Source organism: Methylotenera mobilis JLW8 (assembly GCF_000023705.1).
GTDB classification, from domain to species: Bacteria; Pseudomonadota; Gammaproteobacteria; order Burkholderiales; family Methylophilaceae; genus Methylotenera; species Methylotenera mobilis.
Genome location: NC_012968.1, coordinates 873,525 through 891,840, shown reverse-complemented (window position 1 = coordinate 891,840; position 18,316 = coordinate 873,525). Strand labels below are relative to the sequence as shown.

General features: G+C 41.9%; 15 protein-coding genes. 5 read left to right on the top strand and 10 right to left on the bottom strand.

The genetic code is table 11. From position 1 onward, the window contains the following. Positions 1-19: 19 nt before the first annotated feature. Both pgi and MMOL_RS04210 read left to right on the top strand, forming a co-directional pair. Positions 20-1,678, top strand: a complete 1,659-nt coding sequence (gene pgi / locus MMOL_RS04215; protein WP_015831773.1) for a glucose-6-phosphate isomerase — start codon at positions 20-22, stop codon at positions 1,676-1,678. A gap of 190 nt (positions 1,679-1,868) precedes the next feature. Further along, positions 1,869-2,681 carry a polyphosphate kinase 2 family protein gene (locus tag MMOL_RS04210; RefSeq protein ID WP_015831772.1) on the top strand — a complete coding sequence of 271 codons (813 nt, stop codon included), beginning with the start codon at positions 1,869-1,871 and terminating at the stop codon, positions 2,679-2,681. Here MMOL_RS04210 and MMOL_RS04205 read toward each other — a convergent pair. Genes MMOL_RS04205 through MMOL_RS04190 form a run of 4 tightly spaced genes read right to left on the bottom strand, consistent with a single transcriptional unit; the run spans position 2,678 to position 5,778 of the window. Next, complete coding sequence (locus MMOL_RS04205) at positions 2,678-3,676, bottom strand: S49 family peptidase (protein ID WP_015831771.1); 999 nt, start codon at positions 3,674-3,676, stop codon at positions 2,678-2,680. The genes MMOL_RS04210 and MMOL_RS04205 overlap by 4 nt on opposite strands. A gap of 41 nt (positions 3,677-3,717) precedes the next feature. Beyond that, positions 3,718-4,080 carry a Rieske (2Fe-2S) protein gene (locus tag MMOL_RS04200; RefSeq protein WP_187287231.1) on the bottom strand — a complete coding sequence of 121 codons (363 nt, stop codon included), beginning with the start codon at positions 4,078-4,080 and terminating at the stop codon, positions 3,718-3,720. A gap of 12 nt (positions 4,081-4,092) precedes the next feature. After that, positions 4,093-4,749 carry an HAD-IIIA family hydrolase gene (locus MMOL_RS04195; protein ID WP_015831769.1) on the bottom strand — a complete coding sequence of 219 codons (657 nt, stop codon included), beginning with the start codon at positions 4,747-4,749 and terminating at the stop codon, positions 4,093-4,095. A 6-nt stretch (positions 4,750-4,755) separates the two neighbouring features. Then, positions 4,756-5,778, bottom strand: coding sequence for an RluA family pseudouridine synthase (locus MMOL_RS04190; RefSeq protein WP_015831768.1), 1,023 nt, complete (start codon positions 5,776-5,778; stop codon positions 4,756-4,758). A gap of 868 nt (positions 5,779-6,646) precedes the next feature. On the opposite strand from MMOL_RS04190, the gene MMOL_RS04185 reads away from it, so the two are divergent. Next, entirely contained in the window at positions 6,647-9,409 is a 2,763-nt protein-coding gene (locus tag MMOL_RS04185) for an Rne/Rng family ribonuclease (RefSeq protein ID WP_015831767.1), read from the top strand. A gap of 485 nt (positions 9,410-9,894) precedes the next feature. On the opposite strand, the gene MMOL_RS04180 is transcribed toward MMOL_RS04185, so the two are convergent. The 6 genes from MMOL_RS04180 to MMOL_RS04155 all read right to left on the bottom strand — a co-directional run bounded on the left by MMOL_RS04180 (position 9,895) and on the right by MMOL_RS04155 (position 16,067). Next, a complete protein-coding gene (locus MMOL_RS04180) occupies positions 9,895-10,560 on the bottom strand; it encodes a protein phosphatase CheZ (protein WP_015831766.1) in 666 nt (221 codons plus the stop codon). Continuing rightward, complete coding sequence (cheY, locus tag MMOL_RS04175) at positions 10,557-10,964, bottom strand: chemotaxis response regulator CheY (protein WP_015831765.1); 408 nt, start codon at positions 10,962-10,964, stop codon at positions 10,557-10,559. The genes MMOL_RS04180 and cheY overlap by 4 nt, the downstream gene beginning before the upstream one ends. 59 nt (positions 10,965-11,023) lie before the next feature. After that, a complete protein-coding gene (locus MMOL_RS04170; RefSeq protein ID WP_015831764.1) occupies positions 11,024-11,395 on the bottom strand; it encodes a hypothetical protein in 372 nt (123 codons plus the stop codon). Between the two features lie 141 nt (positions 11,396-11,536). After that, entirely contained in the window at positions 11,537-11,905 is a 369-nt protein-coding gene (locus MMOL_RS04165; RefSeq protein WP_015831763.1) for a response regulator, read from the bottom strand. Positions 11,906-11,973: 68 nt separating this feature from the next. After that, positions 11,974-15,474: a PAS domain S-box protein gene (locus tag MMOL_RS04160; RefSeq protein WP_015831762.1), complete on the bottom strand. Its 3,501-nt coding sequence runs from the start codon at positions 15,472-15,474 to the stop codon at positions 11,974-11,976. A gap of 86 nt (positions 15,475-15,560) precedes the next feature. Then, positions 15,561-16,067, bottom strand: coding sequence for a chemotaxis protein CheW (locus MMOL_RS04155; RefSeq protein WP_015831761.1), 507 nt, complete (start codon positions 16,065-16,067; stop codon positions 15,561-15,563). 398 nt (positions 16,068-16,465) lie between these two features. Between MMOL_RS04155 and MMOL_RS04150 the strand changes: the two genes are divergently transcribed. Together MMOL_RS04150 and MMOL_RS04145 are read left to right on the top strand one after the other, a co-directional pair. Further along, a complete protein-coding gene (locus MMOL_RS04150) occupies positions 16,466-17,068 on the top strand; it encodes a response regulator (RefSeq protein ID WP_015831760.1) in 603 nt (200 codons plus the stop codon). 4 nt (positions 17,069-17,072) lie between these two features. Further along, on the top strand, positions 17,073-18,128 hold the full coding sequence (locus MMOL_RS04145) for a sensor histidine kinase (RefSeq protein WP_015831759.1): 1,056 nt from the start codon (positions 17,073-17,075) through the stop codon (positions 18,126-18,128). Positions 18,129-18,316: the final 188 nt, after the last annotated feature.

Below are 18,316 nucleotides of genomic sequence, written 5' to 3'. Positions count from 1 at the left end.
AAAATAAATTACTAAATAAATGGCTAGTCTTAACAAACACCCAGTATGGCAATTACTTTGCCAACATCAAGAAAAAATAGCATCTATGCACATGCGCGATATGTTCGCCAATGATGCTAATCGTTTTAGCAAATATAGCCTTAAGTTTTCCGATATATTGCTTGATTACTCTAAACACCGCATTACCGATGAAACGCTACCACTATTATTTCAAATGGCGCGTGAAGCCAACGTTGAACAATGGCGCGACAGAATGTTTAGCGGTGAGAAAATCAACATCACCGAAAACCGCGCAGTATTGCATACAGCGCTTCGCAATCGCGCCAATACACCAATCTTGGTGGATGGCAATGACGTAATGCCGGAAGTGAATGCAGTATTGGCACAAATGCGCCAATTCTCAGACAATGTACGTAGCGGCAAATGGTTAGGCTACACCGGCAAACGCATCACCGACATTGTGAACATCGGTATTGGCGGCTCAGATCTTGGCCCAGTAATGGTATGCGATGCGTTAAAACCATACGCAAGCCCTGATCTAAAAGTACACTTTGTATCTAACATTGATGGCGCACATTTAATGCGCGCACTGAATGTTTGCAACCCAGAAACCACGCTATTCATTGTGGCATCAAAAACATTCACCACCCAAGAAACCATGACCAACGCACATTCTGCACGCGCATGGTTCTTGAACGCGGCAAAAGATGAAGCACACGTGCCTAAACACTTTGTGGCGCTATCGACCAATGCTAAAGCTGTGAAAGATTTTGGCATTGATACCGCCAACATGTTCGCATTCTGGGATTGGGTTGGCGGTCGCTACTCATTATGGTCTGCTATTGGTTTATCTATCGCGCTTTACGTTGGCATGGATAACTTTGAAGAGCTGCTCACCGGCGCATTTGAAATGGATGAGCATTTTAAAAATGCCCCTTTAGAGCAAAACATGCCGGTTATCATGGCTTTAGTGGGCGTGTGGTACAACAACTTCTTCCACGTAGATTCACAAGCGATTTTACCTTACGACCAAGGCTTATCACGCTTCCCTGCTTACTTGCAGCAGGCAGACATGGAAAGTAACGGTAAGTTTATTTGCCGCGATGGTAGCCGTGTCACTTACAAAACAGGCCCAGTAATTTGGGGTGAGGCTGGTACCAATGGTCAGCATGCGTTTTATCAACTGATACACCAAGGTACACAAATTGTGCCGGCTGACTTTTTGATTCCAGTGCACAGCCACTATAAAGTAAGCAGTAATGGCTATGCGCACCACAAAATTCTGCTGGCAAACTTTTTGGCACAGACACAATCGCTGATGCTGGGTAAAACTACCGAGCAAGCCCGTGCTGAGTTGGAAAAACAAGGCTTATCAGGTGAAGCATTAGAGCAACTGTTACCGCACAAAACATTTGAAGGTAACCGTCCGACCACCTCAATCTTGTTTGACAAGTTAACGCCAAACACCTTGGGTAAACTAATCGCGCTGTACGAACATAAAATATTCGTACAAGGCATTATCTGGGATATCAATAGCTACGATCAATGGGGCGTTGAATACGGCAAGCAAATTGCACAGCAAATTCTGCCACAACTTACCAACGATGAAGTAGTAAGCAACTATGATAGCTCTACCAACGGTCTGATCAACTACACTAAAGCGCTTAAGCCAGACTAATAAAATACCAATATCTCGCATCAAAACCAACCTGGTTGATCCTCAAAAAGCCCAATCGATAAAAATCGTTGGGCTTTTTTGTTAACTAAGCACCAAACTGAGATTAAAGTTATATAAACTCATAGCCACATATATTCAGTTAAATACATTCGGCTAAATACGTTAAAAAATAATACTCACGGAGCTGACGATGGCAAACCTTGATAGATATCGTGTAAACCAAAAAAAATTCTCGCTCAAAGATTTTGACACCAAAGATAAAACCGAGCGCAGCGGCAGCAAAGAAGAAAATGAGGCCGTGCTATTTGAACTGGCAAGTGAAATCAATGCGTATCAGGATATTTTACATGCACAAGGCAAGCACAAAATACTGCTGATTCTGCAAGGTATGGATACTAGCGGCAAGGATGGCACAGTACGCCATGTATTTAGAGAAACCGACCCATTAGGCATACGTGTAGCAAGCTTTAAGGCGCCAAATAGCGAAGAGTTAGCGCACGACTATCTATGGCGCGTACACCAGCAAGTACCGCGTACCGGTGAGTTGGTGATTTTTAACCGCAGCCATTATGAGGATGTGCTGATCGTTAAAGTACACAAATGGATTGATGAAGCAGAATGTGAACGCAGATATAAGCAAATAAACGATTTTGAGCGCCTGTTAGCAGAAACTGGCACTACCCTCATTAAATGCTACTTGCATATTTCGAAACAGGAACAAAAGAAACGCTTACAAGAACGTCTGGATAACCCAATCAAAAGCTGGAAATTCAATCCAGGCGACCTGAAAGAGCGCGAGTCGTGGTCAGATTACAGTGACGCTTATGAGCAGGCAATCAGGGCCACCTCCACAGAGCATGCCCCTTGGTATATCGTGCCGGCTGATTCAAAAACTAACCGGAACCTGTTGATATCCAAACTACTGCTCAACACACTCAAGAAACTAGATTTGAACTACCCACCAGTGCCGGAGGCGTTCAAATCTATTGTGATTAATGATTAACGCAGCTTGATTTGACCAGCATCGACTAACTGCTTGGAAATCACTTCACCGATTGCAGCGCTGGCACTGGCACCAATGCGCTTAGCAATACGGCTGGCAAAGTCATCTTGGTAGGTAAAGTCTACAATATCTTCTTGCTTGATAACTTCTCGTGCAACGTATTCCGCACTACCCATGCCATCAGCCAAGCCGATTTTGATACTTTGCTCACCACTCCAGAACAAACCGCTGAAGGTTTCCGGCGTTTCTTTTAGACGAGCGCCTCTACCTTGACGTACCACTGTTTTAAACTGCTCATGAATTTCATTCAACATCGCCTGCGCCAACTCTTGATGATGCGGATTCACTGGTGAGAATGGGTCTAGCATGGCTTTGTTCTCACCCGCCGTCATTAAGCGGCGCTCTACACCCACTTTTTTCATAGCTTCAGTAAAGCCATAGCCATCCATCAGCACACCGATAGAGCCAACGATACTCGCTTTATCTACATAGATTTTGTCTGCTGCAGCGGCGATATAATAACCACCTGACGCACAAATATCTTCTACCACAGCATATACCGGGATACTAGGATGCAATGTCTTTTGGCGTCTAATTTCATCATTGATAATCCCGGCCTGCACTGGGCTTCCGCCTGGACTATTCACTCTTAAAATAATGCCTTTGGTGCCTTTGTTATCGTAGGCCTCTTTCAAGCTGGATATTACCGCATCTGCCGTAACATCACCGCCGGCCTGAATCACACCGTTGATTTCAATTAAGGCGGTATGTGCTTCTAGCGATTTTTTATCTCCGCCCATTATCCCAAACAGCATCAGTAGGAAAATAAGAAGATAGCCAAACGTCAGCGATTTAAAAAAAGTACTCCAACGGCGAGCTGTCTTTTGTTCGGTTAATGCAGCGGTCGCTAACTTCTCTATGACACCACGCTGCCAAGCGCTATCTTCGGTTGCAGATGAGTTGCTGTCTGCGTTATGTTGATTCTGCTCAGTCATTTGTATACTCACTTAACAATTATTTTAATTAGTCATTTATTTTATTTAGAAATAGACGCTAGGTTGATCATTATTTTTTGATTCTGCTCAACCAACGCTATCGGTTTCAAACTTTTACCCTTGCACGGCCCCAGCACACAGAAACCATTATCAGGGCGATAATGGGCACCGTGCGTAGCACAGATTAAATAATCACCCTGCGCGGTAAAGAACTCGCCTTCGTTCCAATCCAGTTCGACAGAAACGTGTGCACATTGGTTTACATAAGCATAGGGCAATTGGTTAAAACGCACCACAAAACCGGTGGCAAACTCACCCAGTGCCGGCAGCGAAAACCTAACACCCTTGCCGCCATCTTGCACGGCGGCACTATCAATCGCAATCATATCCTGCTCTATGTGCATACTGCCAACTTTCTAAGCGTGTTCTAATAACCACTGACGCAAATCGGAAAATGCATCAAATTGTGCAACTGGGTCTAGATGCTGCCAATGCTCTGCAGGCTGTGCTCCGTAAGTGACGCCAACGGCACTAACCCCTGCATTTTTAGCCATCTGTAAATCATAACTGGTGTCACCTATCATTAAGGTACGCTCAGGCAGCACCACTAAGTGATCCATCAACTCATCCAGCATTTGCGGATGCGGCTTAGAAAAGCACTCATCCACCGTACGCGTGGCATGAAACTGCCGGGTCAAGCCTGCATGCTCCAAAGCCAAGTTCAGGCCTCTACGACCTTTACCGGTTGCTACCGCCAATTTAAAGCCACGTTTATTTAGCTCAACAATGGTGTCAGCCGCCCCAGAAAACAAGAGTATCTCACCCTCTTCAGCATAATAATTAGCATTATATTGTGCGGCAAGTGCTTGCGCCTGTGTGGCTGGAATATCGCCATATAACGCCTGAATCGACTCGCGCAAACCTAAACCGATGATACTACTTGCAGCTTCACGCGTAATTGCAGGCAAACCAACCTGCTCTGCTGCTTTCAAAATGGCATTGACGATCATGCCGGTAGAATCCGCTAACGTGCCATCCCAATCCCATACGATTAAATCAAACTTCTTTGGCATTACCACTTACTCTTTCTCTAATTTAATTAAAAACTTATTTAACTCGGCTGGCACTGGTGCAATTAACTCTAATTTTTCCGCGGTTAAGGGATGGCGTATTTTGGTCACTGACGAATGCAAGAACATACGCTTTAAACCATGCTTAGCTAAAAATTTGTTTAAGTCAAAATCGCCATACTTATCATCACCCACGATAGGAAAGCCTAAATGCGCCAATTGCACACGCAGTTGATGCGTTCTGCCCGTCACTAGTTGCGCCTCTAATAAACTAAACTTGCCGATGACAGGATGGCTGAAATTTTTAAGCAGCCTGAACATGGTTTCTGAAGTCTGGCGCTCACCAAACTTGTCTTTAGACACGTCAGTTACCACGTTAACGCGGCGCTCACCGTTAGGCAGTACGTATTTCTGCAAATCCAACACCACGCGCTTTTTAGGCTCTAACCACTCACCCTGCACTAATACCAGATAACGTTTATCAGTCTGATTGTTGCGAATCGCCTCATGCAGCGCCACCAATGCGCTTCTCTTCTTAGCAAGCATCAATACGCCTGAGGTTTCACGGTCCAAACGATGCACCAGCTCTAAAAACTTAGCGCGTGGGCGCTCTAAGCGCAATTGCTCAATCACGCCACGGCTAATGCCACTGCCACCGTGCACAGCAAAACCAGCCGCCTTATCAATCACTAGCATGGCATCATCTTCATAAATAACCGCCTGCTCGAATTTTGAGGTCACAGGTACTGCCGACTCGGTTTTTTCAACCGCAGTTGAGCGCGTAGGCGGCACCCTCACCACATCGCCTAAACTTAGGCGAAAATCTGCATCTATGCGCTTTTTATTCACGCGCACTTCACCACTGCGCAAAATGCGGTAAACATGGCTCTTAGGCACGCCTTTTAAGGTTTTGGTTAGAAAGTTATCAATGCGCTGACCTTCGCTCGCTTCGTCTATGGTTAAAAATGCAGCCGCAGACTCGCTGACTGTTGATACTGGATTGCCTTGCTCAGGTGTAATTAAATTGTTCATGCTTTGCTTAAATGGTTGATGTAGCTTATACTCTGCGAGTTCTTATCAATTTAACCAACAAAATTACAGTTAAATTCTTGATAAGAATACAATTGTTGAATATAAATACATCTAATCAAGACAATTTCTTGCGCTTGATATGTTTGTTAATAGATGTGTTTTGTTAATAAATAGTGACAACTAAATACTTGGTTAACACCGCTCGCCACATTATAAAGTAGCGGTTAAGTAAAAATTAGCGCTCAAGCCGCCGCAGACAAATAAAGATAAAGCGCGACTTAAAGTGAAAAGTTAAATTTGGCCTATTATTTAATCAGCTCATAAGCCATTAAATAATTTAAACAAATTAGAATTTACTAAAGATAGAATTTTAACGAATTTAAGCTGCAACTGGCAGAATACTTCGCCACATTTAAGCATAAATTTAACAATAAGTTTGCTTTAACGAACAAATAAACATGTTTTGCACAAGTTGCATCTGCCAAAACAATAGCTAGACGATTCAATCTGACGCAGTCCTATTTGACCGAAGTGATGAATCTCTATGTATAGGGTGTGCATAGTGCCTGGTATATGTAGTAACTTACATATGTAACTAGGGTACGGTTATCCACCCATGTCTTAATTAAGACTTCGTTAAATTGCACCATTGTTATATTGCAAATGTTACATTGCAGATCGTTAATGCCCGCAAGCTTATCGGTACACTATTCAGTACACCGTTGGCTTATTGTAAGGGCTTAATTCAGCTGACACCTTGTGTCTCCTTTAGTATTAATTCAGCAAACTCACTTTAAATACAGCTTTTATAGCACTGCATCAATTTATGCATTGTGTCTGTCCGCCTTGTTGTGCTTAGGAGCAAACAATGAAACGCATGTTATTTAATGCAACGCAATCTGAAGAGTTACGCGTTGCGATTGTTGATGGACAAAAACTCATCGACTTGGATATTGAGCACGCTGGTAAAGAACAACGTAAAAGCAATATTTACAAAGGTGTGATCACCCGCATCGAGCCTTCTTTAGAGGCTGCTTTTGTGGACTACGGTCAAGATCGTCATGGCTTTTTGCCATTTAAAGAAGTAGCACGTAGCTACTATAAAGAAGGTGCTGATGGCCGTGCACGCATTCAGGATGCGTTAAAAGAAGGTCAAGAGTTAATCGTTCAGGTTGATAAAGATGAGCGTGGCAACAAAGGTGCTGCACTCACCACCTTTATCTCACTTGCAGGCCGCTATTTGGTATTGATGCCAAACAACCCTCGTGGCGGCGGTGTATCACGCCGTATTGAAGGTGAAGACCGTGACGAATTACGCGATGTATTAGCACAGCTTGAAGTACCAAAAGGTATGAGCATCATTGCACGCACTGCTGGTATTGGCCGCAATGCAGAAGAGTTACAATGGGACTTAAACTACCTGACTCAGCTTTGGTCTGCGATTGATGGCGCTTCAGCCATGCAAGCTGGCGCTTACTTAATCTACCAAGAAGGTAGCCTGGTGATTCGTGCAATCCGCGATTACTTCAGCTCAGATATTGGCGAGATTTTAATCGATACGCCAGATATCCATGAGCAAGCAGTGCAGTTTATGAATCACGTGATGCCAAGCAATGTAGCACGCGTTAAGTTGTACCAAGATGAAATTCCGCTGTTCACACGTTTCCAAATTGAACACCAAATTGAATCAGCATTTGCACGCGAAGTGCGCTTGCCATCAGGCGGTGCGATTGTGATTGACCATACAGAAGCTTTGGTTTCTGTAGACGTGAACTCAGGCCGCGCTACACGTGGTAGCGATATTGAAAACACGGCGTTCAACACTAACTTGGAAGCCGCTGAAGAAGTTGCACGCCAACTGCGTTTACGTGACTTAGGTGGCTTGGTCGTGATTGACTTCATTGACATGGAAAGCCAACGTAATCAGCGTGAAGTTGAAAACGCGCTACGTGATGCATTACATGCTGACCGCGCACGTGTACAAACCGGCAAAATCTCACGCTTTGGTTTGTTAGAGTTGTCACGCCAACGCCTACGCCCTAGCCTAGGTGAAACTAATCATATCCCTTGCCCACGCTGCCATGGCACTGGCCATATTCGCGGTATTGAGTCTACAGCGCTACATATCTTGCGTATCACACAAGAAGACGCGATGAAAGAAAACAGCGCGATCATTCAAGTGCAATTACCAGTGGAAGTTGCCACTTTCTTGCTTAACGAGAAACGTGCTGACATTCACAAAATTGAAGAGCGCATGGGTGTAGAGGTGGTGTTGATTCCTAATATCCATCTTGAAACACCAAATTACAACATCATCCGCATCAAGCATGATGACGTAAATGAAGACACCAGCAAAGCTAGCTATCAAATGGTAGAGCTGCCTTCAGAAACAACTTATGTAAGCAAGGCCGCTGAAGAAGCGAAAGCGGTAAAACCAGTGGCTGCAGTTAAAGGCATTACACCTGCTGCACCGGCACCAATGCCTGTAGAGAAGGTTGAGCCTAAGCTATCACTATTCGCAAAGATCAAGAAATTCTTGGGTATAGGTGAAAAATCAGAAGCTGAAAAAGGCGCTGAAAAATCTAGCGATGCACGTCGTGATCATCCGCGCAACAATCGTAATCGTAACGAGCGTAACCGCAACCGTAGCGAACGTAATCGCAACGAGCGTGGCGATAAAAATGCAAATCAGGAACGTGCGCCAAAAAATGCGGAACAAAAAGCGCAGGAGCCACGTCAAGCAGAAGGCAGACAGCAAGAGCAACGTCAGCAAAAACCACAGCAACAACGTAATGAAAACCAGCGTCAAGACAACCAACGTCAAGAGCAAAGAAACCAAGATGCTGCCCGTCAAGATGCTGCACGTAATGCTGCGCAGGCAAACACTGGTGAAACTGCTGCAAACGAGTCTACAGAGCAACGTAGTGAGCGTAGCAGCCGTCGCAACCGCAACAACCGCCGCAACCGTCGTGACCGCGATGAAAATGCAGCACGTGACAACGCTCGTCCATTTGTACCAAATGAAGAGCTAAATGCGGCAGCAAACACTACAGTAGAAGCAGTTAATGTTGCAGAGCCAGCAGTAGCGGCAAGTAGCAATGTGGCAGCTAAACCTGAAGCGGCACCTGTGACCAAAGCAGTGGTTGAAATTACAGAAGCAGTTGAAACCACAGACACTAAAGTTCAGGCTCCTATGGCACAAGCTGCTGCAGTAGCTCAAACCGTGGAACTGGTTGAAACTGCACCTGTAGAAAAAGAGACTAGAAAATCTAAGCCACAAAGAAATGCAGGCAACAAGACTGCACCTAGCGGCAAAGAAGTCGAGCCGACTGGAGCTGTTAACGTAACTGCCGGTGAAAGCCAAGCTGCGGATGAAGCAACAGCAGATGTGGTAGAGAAGGCAGAGAAAAAACGCCCTGCTCGCCCACGCAAGGCAAAAGCTGAGCCGAAAAAAATCGACCTAGCAGATTCAGGCTTACAACTGGTTGAAACAAAAGCGGATGCTGCACAAGCTATCGCGCCAGTTGAAGTAGAGAAACGCGGTGCGCGTAAGGCCGCTTCTTGGCAAAAAGAGAAAAAAGAGGAGGCAGTTAGTGAGCCTCTAGTGATGGTGGAAACACAGAATAAATAACTCTGCCGTTCAAAATCATCATGTAGTTTAAAACATAAAGCCCGATTTAATCGGGCTTTATGTTTTTATAGCTCCATACAACTAGCTTGCATAAACACTACCCACAAATAGGCACTACCCACACAGGACGCAGAATTCATCACAATTTATTTACAAATGGCAAGTAAAAAAACCACTAAAAACCGTTAATTTTCTTCAAAAAACGGGTTGACTTATACACACGAATTTAGACGCTAATGTCAAATAGTTAAAAAACCTATACAAATCAACACTAAAAACGTAACCTATTGATTAATATAAACTAAATTAAAAGTGCAAAGTTTAACCTTTTTTAAAAAAACCTTATAAATTGGTAAGTTACGGATAATAGCCACAAGTAATCACAGAGTTATCCACAGATTTTGTGGAATACCGCGTTTTAGCTATACATTGTAAATTTCTGACATGTATCTAAACTGTAACGCAAATTAAATACTGAAAGCACACTAGAACCCTAGGCTCTCCAACAGACCATCAACCTCAGTCTGATTAATATTTGTATTGCTTTCGCCTAAGCTATGATCAACAAGCGTTTGATTGTAGTTAGTGTGTATAGTGCCTGTCGTTTTAATCTCTGAAAAATCTACCAAAACCTGCATTAACTGACTTTCCATGTCATTCATTAACTGCGTAATTTTTTTGATGACCTGACCAGTTAGATCCTGGAAATCTTGCGCCATCATGATTTCAATTAAAATAGCTTTAGTCTCATTAGACCCCTGATCTAATCGTTGCAGATGTTTTATGGTTTGCTCCGCGACTAGATTGTATTCACTTTTTAATGCAGCATGCTCCAACGTAGCATGCCATTGCTTGGTCAAAAATTTTGTCGTTTCTGTCAACTCATCCTGAATTGGTATAGCAACATCTGTTGCGTTAAGTACGCGCTCTGCAGCCTGCTCAGTCATTGTGGCAATGTAGCTAAGACGGTCTCTAGTATCCGGAATATCTCTTGCGACTTGTTCTAATATCTGGCTTAAGCCCAACCCAGCCATTGACTCATGTAACGCTCTGACGATATGACCTACTCTTGATAGAATGTTGGCATCATCATGATTAGTGTGCGGACTAGGCTGTAGATTTTTACTTATGTTTGTAGTATCAAGAGTCATATTGCATCCACCACATTTTTTAGTCTTTCAAAAATCTTTGAAATTTTCTCATCCAATATTTGCGCTGAAAATGGTTTAACTACATAACCATTGGCACCAGCTTTAGCTGCAGCCAAGATGTTTTCTTTCTTTGCCTCAGCAGTCACCATCAAAACTGGGATGTGTCCTATATCGCGATCTGCGCGAACGCGTTGTAACAGCGCCAAGCCATCCATATTAGGCATATTCCAATCAGTGATGACAAAATTATAATAACCACTCTGGAGCTTACTCCAAGCGACAACTCCATCCTCAGCTTCATCGATATTGGTATATCCTATTTGTTTTAATAGGTTAATCACAACTCTACGCATAGTAGAAAAATCATCGACTACAAGAATTTTGATATCTGGATTACCGTCCATACACCTCACCATCAATGTTTTTTTTAATTTTAGTCACCATGATTACCTCAATACCTAAGCTAGTGCCTAGTTGCACGATAATGGGCATTCAAGTCAGCCTGTAGCACATGTCGAATTGCTTTTAGCTTTTTAATATGTTCCACACCAAGAGCTTTTCGATTAATATTTACGCCAGATAGCACACTCTCTGATAACTTGGATGTTAGAGATAAATCTATTAGCGCGTTATCTGCGGCATAAATCATTGCGGCAATCTCCATCATGATACGCATCACATCAACTATCGCCTCAAGCTCCACAATGTCATCTTTGCACCTACAGGTCTGCATTAAAGACTCTGCTTGATCTAATAAACTCTCTGTTTCTGCTAGAAACAAGGCATATGCTTGCTCAATCACTACTTCGTTATGCTGGTTACGTTCAATTAACATGATGCAACACTGTCATGACAAAAATACTTAAAAAAACACATAAAGTGCTTCCAACTTTTATTTTTTCAATGTTGTTTAACATCCTATTTAAAATCATCACAAAGCTCCCCAGAGAACTAAACGCTCGCTAAAATAAAACAGTTATGCACCTAGTACTTTTTGCACAACATCCAACAAACGCTCAGGATAGAAAGGCTTAACCAACCAACCAGTCGCGCCAGCAGCTTTACCTTCCATTTTAATTTCAGCGCTAGACTCTGTCGTTAACATCAAAATAGGGACGGATTGATAGGAGCCTAACTGACGCAATCTTTTAATCAGAGACAAACCATCCATGACTGGCATATTGTGATCAGTGAGCACAAGATCTACCGTTTTCTCTTTCGCTTTTTCTAGACCATCCTGGCCATCTACCGCTTGGACAACTTGATAACCTGCTTGCTCAAGGCTAAACACCACCATTCTTCGCAAAGAATCAGAATCATCAACAGCAAGAATTGTTTTAGTCATAGAACGGCTCCTATCTTTTCATTACATCTTTTACTTAAAAAATATTCATTTTAGTAAGTGATTTATATTTAGAACTCTTCCCAATCAGATTCATCATTAAAAGACTTACCTGAGTTATTAGAGTTACTGCGGTGCTGCTTATTAGCCCGTTGAGCAATAGTTTCAACAGGTTTAATCGTTTTTAAATTTGCATTAACTTGTGTTGGAACACCATTTAATTTGAACGCACTCACGGTATCCATTAATGCTACTGCTTGGTCAACCAGAGACTCCGCAGCGGCAGCAGCTTCTTCTACTAACGCAGCATTCTGTTGCGTCACTTCATCCATGCTGGTAATGGCTGTATTAACTTGACTAATACCTGAGCTTTGTTCTACTGATGCAGCGGCAATCTCTCCCATGATGTTCGTCACTCGTTGTACTGAAGTGACAATCTCTTGCATAGTGGCACCAGCATTTTCAACTTGCTTAGTACCTTCTGCTGTTTTGTTAACTGAGTCGGTAATCAGCTCCTTGATTTCTTTGGCGGCACTGGCTGAACGTTGTGCAAGATTACGCACCTCACCAGCCACAACTGCGAAGCCACGACCTTGCTCACCTGCCCTTGCTGCCTCTACCGCTGCATTTAGCGCCAGTATGTTTGTTTGAAAGGCTATGCCGTCAATCACACTGATAATGTCTTCAATCTTGTGCGCACTTTGGTTGATGGCAATCATGGTGCTTACAACTTGCCCTACAACTTCGCCTCCTTTGACTGCAACATCTGAGGCTACCGTAGCAAGTTGATTGGCTTGTTTGGCATTTTCTGCATTATTCTTAACAGTTGCGGCTAGCTGCTCCATGCTGGCAGCAGTTTCTTCTAAGCTTGATGCTTGCTGCTCAGTACGGCTTGAAAGATCGGTGTTACCTGAGGAAATTTCACCTGCAGCGGTGTTGATGGTTTCTCCGGCTTCCCTGACTTGAACAATGACCTCTGTCATCTTGTCCATCAATGCGTTCACACCATCACAGAGGCTAGCAATTGCGCCAGTTTTTCCTGCTAACGGCACTCTGCTACTTAAGTCTCCAAGTTTAGCTTTTTCAATCACACTCTGTGATTCAACTACAGCAGAGCTAAGCACTAGAGCATTTTGATGTTGCTCGGTGATATCTGTTGCATACTTCACTACTTTGAACGGTTTTCCATTCATATCAAAAATAGGGTTGTAGCTAGCTTGCAACCATATTTCTTTACCACCTTTACCAATACGTTTATATTGGCCTGCATCAGGCTCACCTCTAGCTAGTTTCTCCCACAATGCCTTGTACTCGGCACTATTGTGTTGTGAGGCTTCCAAAAACATACGATGATGGTTACCAATAATTTCTTTTTCGCTGTACCCAGTGACACGGCCAAAATTATCATTAACGCTAGTAATTTTTCCGGTCAAATCAAACTCAACAACTGCTTGGATTTTATCAATCGCAGAAATTTGCCCTGCATTGTCTGCTGCTTGTAACTTTTGCTCCGTGATATCAATAGTGTAATTCGCAATTTTCTCCAACTTACCATTGACATCGTAAATTGGATTATATGAAGCTTGAATCCAAACCTCTTTTCCATCTTTAGCAATTCTTTTGTACTGTCCTGCGTCACTATTGCCCTGTAACAAACTTGCCCACAAATTGCTATATGCTGTACTTTTTGCGTATCCAGGATCTAAAACAGTGTTGACATGATGACCAACAAGCTCATTTTCGTTATAGCCAAGCATATTTAGATAAACAGAATTTGTTTTTAAAATAGTGCCGTCAAGCCCAATCTCTATTACACCTTGTGAACGATTAATCGCTGCTACCTGGCCAGCAAAGTCAGCATTCTTGATCTTTTGCTCAGTAATATCCGTTGCATACTGCACCACTTTATAAGGCTCACCTGATGTAGCTAAGATAGGGTTATAGGATGCTTGCATCCAAACCTCTTTATTATTTTTTCCAATACGTTTGAACTCACCCGTAACAGCCTCGCCACGTAATAGCTTTTGCCATAATTGTTTGTTAGCATCGCTATTAGACTCTGAAACTACAGTATGCGCGTCGTGCTTTTGTCCAAGCACTTCATCACGGGAAAAACCCAACATATTGAGATAAATATCATTGATTGCGATTACACTCTCTTGCATATCAAACTCAATCACAGCTGTAGATTGACTGATTGCTGCTAACTGTCCTTCATACTGAGCTGACTGCTCTTTGACGGCATACGCTAACTCTTTTGCCTCGTTTACATTGACACTAAGCATGGTTTGAGTCACTTTTAACGCCCTGAGCACACGTCCTAGTTCGTTATTACCACTAGTTACAAACTCAGTATCTAATCTGTTGGATTTAATATTATCTAGGACTCTAAATATCACAGTTAATGGATTAGCTATCGAACGCATAATGAAGTATGCAAAACAAGCTAAAAACCCTATCGCAACAAATAAGCTAGCAATAGTCCAATTACGTATTGACTGGTAACTTGCAACTGAATTGTCGTATTCAGCTTTTGAGTGTTCGCGCTGATAGTTGATTAATGCAGTTACATTAGGATAGGACAGCTCATATAATGCTTTAGCTTTAGTTGAATATAATTTTGTATGCTCATAATCATTATCACGCAACGATGCAACTGCCGGGAGTAATGCCTCTCGCACAAACGACCCTCGTGTTTCTGCAAACCGGTCTGCAAGTACTTTTTCTTCACTGGTAATATTTGTCGCCAAGTATTTTTTCCACAGAGCTGTGATTACAGCGACATTTGTCTCAATAGATTCAGCCGCATCAGTAGAAGTTTTAGGGTCCATTTGCATCAATAAGACACCATCATTCACTTTATATTTAACGTCAGTCAACGCGTCACGCAACAACACTCTATTCTCTAGCATCAAATTAGAAATGCGCCCCAGATCATCAATTGGCAACATACGGTCAGTGTAAATTGTCATCATGCGCTGATTAGTGGCATCTATTTTCTCAAGAGAAAGCCAAGCCTGCACTATCAGTAACAAAGCAGCTGTCGTCACAACTACAGCTAATCGTTGTGATAATTTAAAATTTAGCAGCTTGTATTTAACTTTACTGAATAAATTGTTATTCATTATTTGACCATCATGAATAACAAGATGCTGAGCTTTACCCTCTTTAAATAAACGATATGCGGCATCAGCCTCATCTACCTGCTGACGTGTAGGTTTTCTGCGTGCCGAGAAATAACCTACTACTTGGCTATTTTCTACAATTGGAGCAACGTCGGCTTTTACCCAATAATAATCTCCCAGCTTAGTGCGATTTTTAACCAGCCCACTCCAAGGTCTGCCGACCTTTAAATTTTTCCAAAGATCAGCAAATGCTTCAACAGGCATATCTGGGTGCCTAACAATGTTATGACTTGATCCAATAAGTTCATCTGCTGTAAAACCAGAAGTCTTAATAAAGTCATGGTTGGCATACGTGATAATGCCTTTAAGATCTGTTCTGGTGAGCATAAATTCATCGTCCCCAAACAGGACCTCATTATTTGTCACTGGCATATTGATTTTCATCATTTTCCCCTTTGCTGCACTCTTATAATTAAACGCTGGATAAACGTTCAACTTTACAACATGTTAAACACCCTTATCATTGACCTAAATTAAACACTCAGCTCATCAGTTAAACCCATTTCCTGACTAGTCATCAATTGCTCTATTGCAACTAGAACTAGCATTCTTTCTTCATAAGTGGCCAAGCCGATAATGTATTTGGTGTCAATGCTCGTATCTAAAGCCGGCATCGGTTCTATTTGTGATGTTTTTAATGCAATCACATCAGAAACCGCGTCAACCACTACACCGACGATACGTCCGTTTAGATTCATTACAATCACGACCGTAAGTTCGTTATAGCGCACATCATTTAGCTTAAACTTAATGCGTAAATCGATAATAGGAACAATTCTTCCTCTTAGATTTATTACTCCTTTGATAAAGCTTGGCGTATTTGGAATCTGTGTCACCGCCTCATAACCACGTATCTCCTGTACATTCATAATTTGAATACCGTACTCTTCAGAACCTAACAAAAAAGTAAGATACTCACCTTCATCTGAAACCATCCCAGTTGAAGTCTGTACATCAGAAGTTGGTATTGTTGATGTCATGTTTACCTCGGCTCTAATCTCTTTGCTCACATGCAATTTATTTTGTGCGGATAATTTAAAAAATATAATTTCGTTACTAGCTATCAATTTAATGAAACAAACAGCCACTCAGTGAGTAAATTAAATTTAATATTTAAATGTTAAATATGATACCTAAATGATATTAAATTTTTCATTTTTTGTATACATAAATTATTAAAAATATAAAAAATAAGATTTTTACCAATCTAAATATGATAAATATTCTTATTTAATATCAAATGTGTATTAGAATAATCAGCGGAAGAATAAGGGAGCAATCACGACAACCTTAACATCTAACAATACTTGCATTGCATACACAGAATGAGTAGTAACCAAGTACGTGCTGTATGATTAACCTTAATTAAAGTAAAAATATGTCGATTAAAAAATCAGCACTAAAAACTCTTGATTTAATGACAACCACCGATGTTGCTAAAGCACTTGGCGTAACGGTTAGGTCCGTTCAATTATGGGTTGAACAAGGTGCATTAGAAGGCTGGAAAACGCCAGGCGGCCATCGAAGAATTACACGCGCTTCATTTAACAAATTTAATGCAAATATTGCACCTAACGAAAATAAAGCAACGACGCGTTTAAACGTAGTGGTAGTAGAAGATAGCTTGGCAATGCAAAAACTTTATCGAATGACGATTGAGTCTTGGCAATTACCTATTGACGTGAAGTTTGTCTCAAATGGCTGCGAAGGCATTATTTATGTAAGTCAGCACACACCGGACTTACTGATTACAGACCTAAAAATGCCGGAGATGGATGGTTTTGCTATGCTAAAATCACTGCGAGATGTAGATGATTTTTCCAAAATGGCAATTGTTGTAGTGACCGGTATGCAAGCACAAGAGATTGAAGAAAAAGGTGGTTTACCCAAAGGGGTTAGACTCTATGGTAAAAGCCCTGTTCCATTTTGGGAAATGCGTGAACTGATGCAAGGTTTAATCGACAGAAAACTAGAAGCGTAACCGTTTGAATAAGTCAAAAACAATCCCTACCGATATCGCTGAAATTATCGATGCTTGCCCATATGGCATCATAACAGTAGATAGCACCAGCTTAGTCAATTATGCTAACTCAGCATTCACGAAGGTGACGGGGATTGAGGTAGACAGCATCATCAACACACCCAATCATACTATGTGGCAAACGTTGCTAAAACACTACTCAGTAGATGGCAACATGAAAACATATATTGGTGGTGTCTTGACATTAAGGGCAAGAGACTCAGCAAAAGTGGTTAGATTGAGCTGCCAACTACCCAAACAAAGCAACACCAAGCAAATACTTTATTTTCAAGACATTACAGCTGAATCTGAAGTTGATAATATGAAAAGCGAGTTTTTATATTCCGCCACCCATGAGCTACGCAATCCAATTGCTATTATTTTTGGCTTTTCCGAACTTCTATTGAATACAGAATTTAATCGTGATGCATCAATCGATATTCTTGAAACCATACACGAGCAAGCAAAAGAGCTCAATCACCTCACGAACGAACTACTCGATATTGCCAGAATAGAATCACGCAAAGGCAAAGACTTTTCTTTATCTGAAGAAGCTATCGAGAATATATTACTGACAGTACGTAAAGAATGGGCTGGCAGAGTGGAAGAGGAAAGAATAATCCTCACTATGCCAACACAGATTCCCAGTGTATTTATCGACAAAGATAAAATAAAACAAGCAATCAGCAATATCATGAGCAATGCCTGCAAATATTCGCCTGAAAGCAGTGTAGTTTCTATTGAGGTCATATTAGACAAGGTAACATCAGATAGCATGGTTGGCATCACTATCCGCGATGAAGGATTTGGCATGTCAACAGAAGATCTTGATCACATATTTGAACGATTCTGGCGTTCAGACAGATTCAGAAATTTACCAGGTACAGGCTTAGGTATGTCAATCGTAAAGGAAATCATTGAATACCATCAAGGTTTAATTGAAATTGATAGCGCAGTTAATCAAGGCACCACCGTCACACTTTGGTTACCTGTCTATATTGATTTAGCATCAATCATGTAATAAGCCCTGCCAACGCAAAAAACTTAAATATTCTCACCTATTCAAATTAAGTGCCTCCTGGGCTAGCCATTCCAACACCTCGTTTTTGGCAATGTAGTTGTAATTTCCCCTATTAAAAATACCGCATTAATTTAAATAAACACTGTGCAATGCACACAAAGACAGATCTGAGTGGTTAATTAAATTTG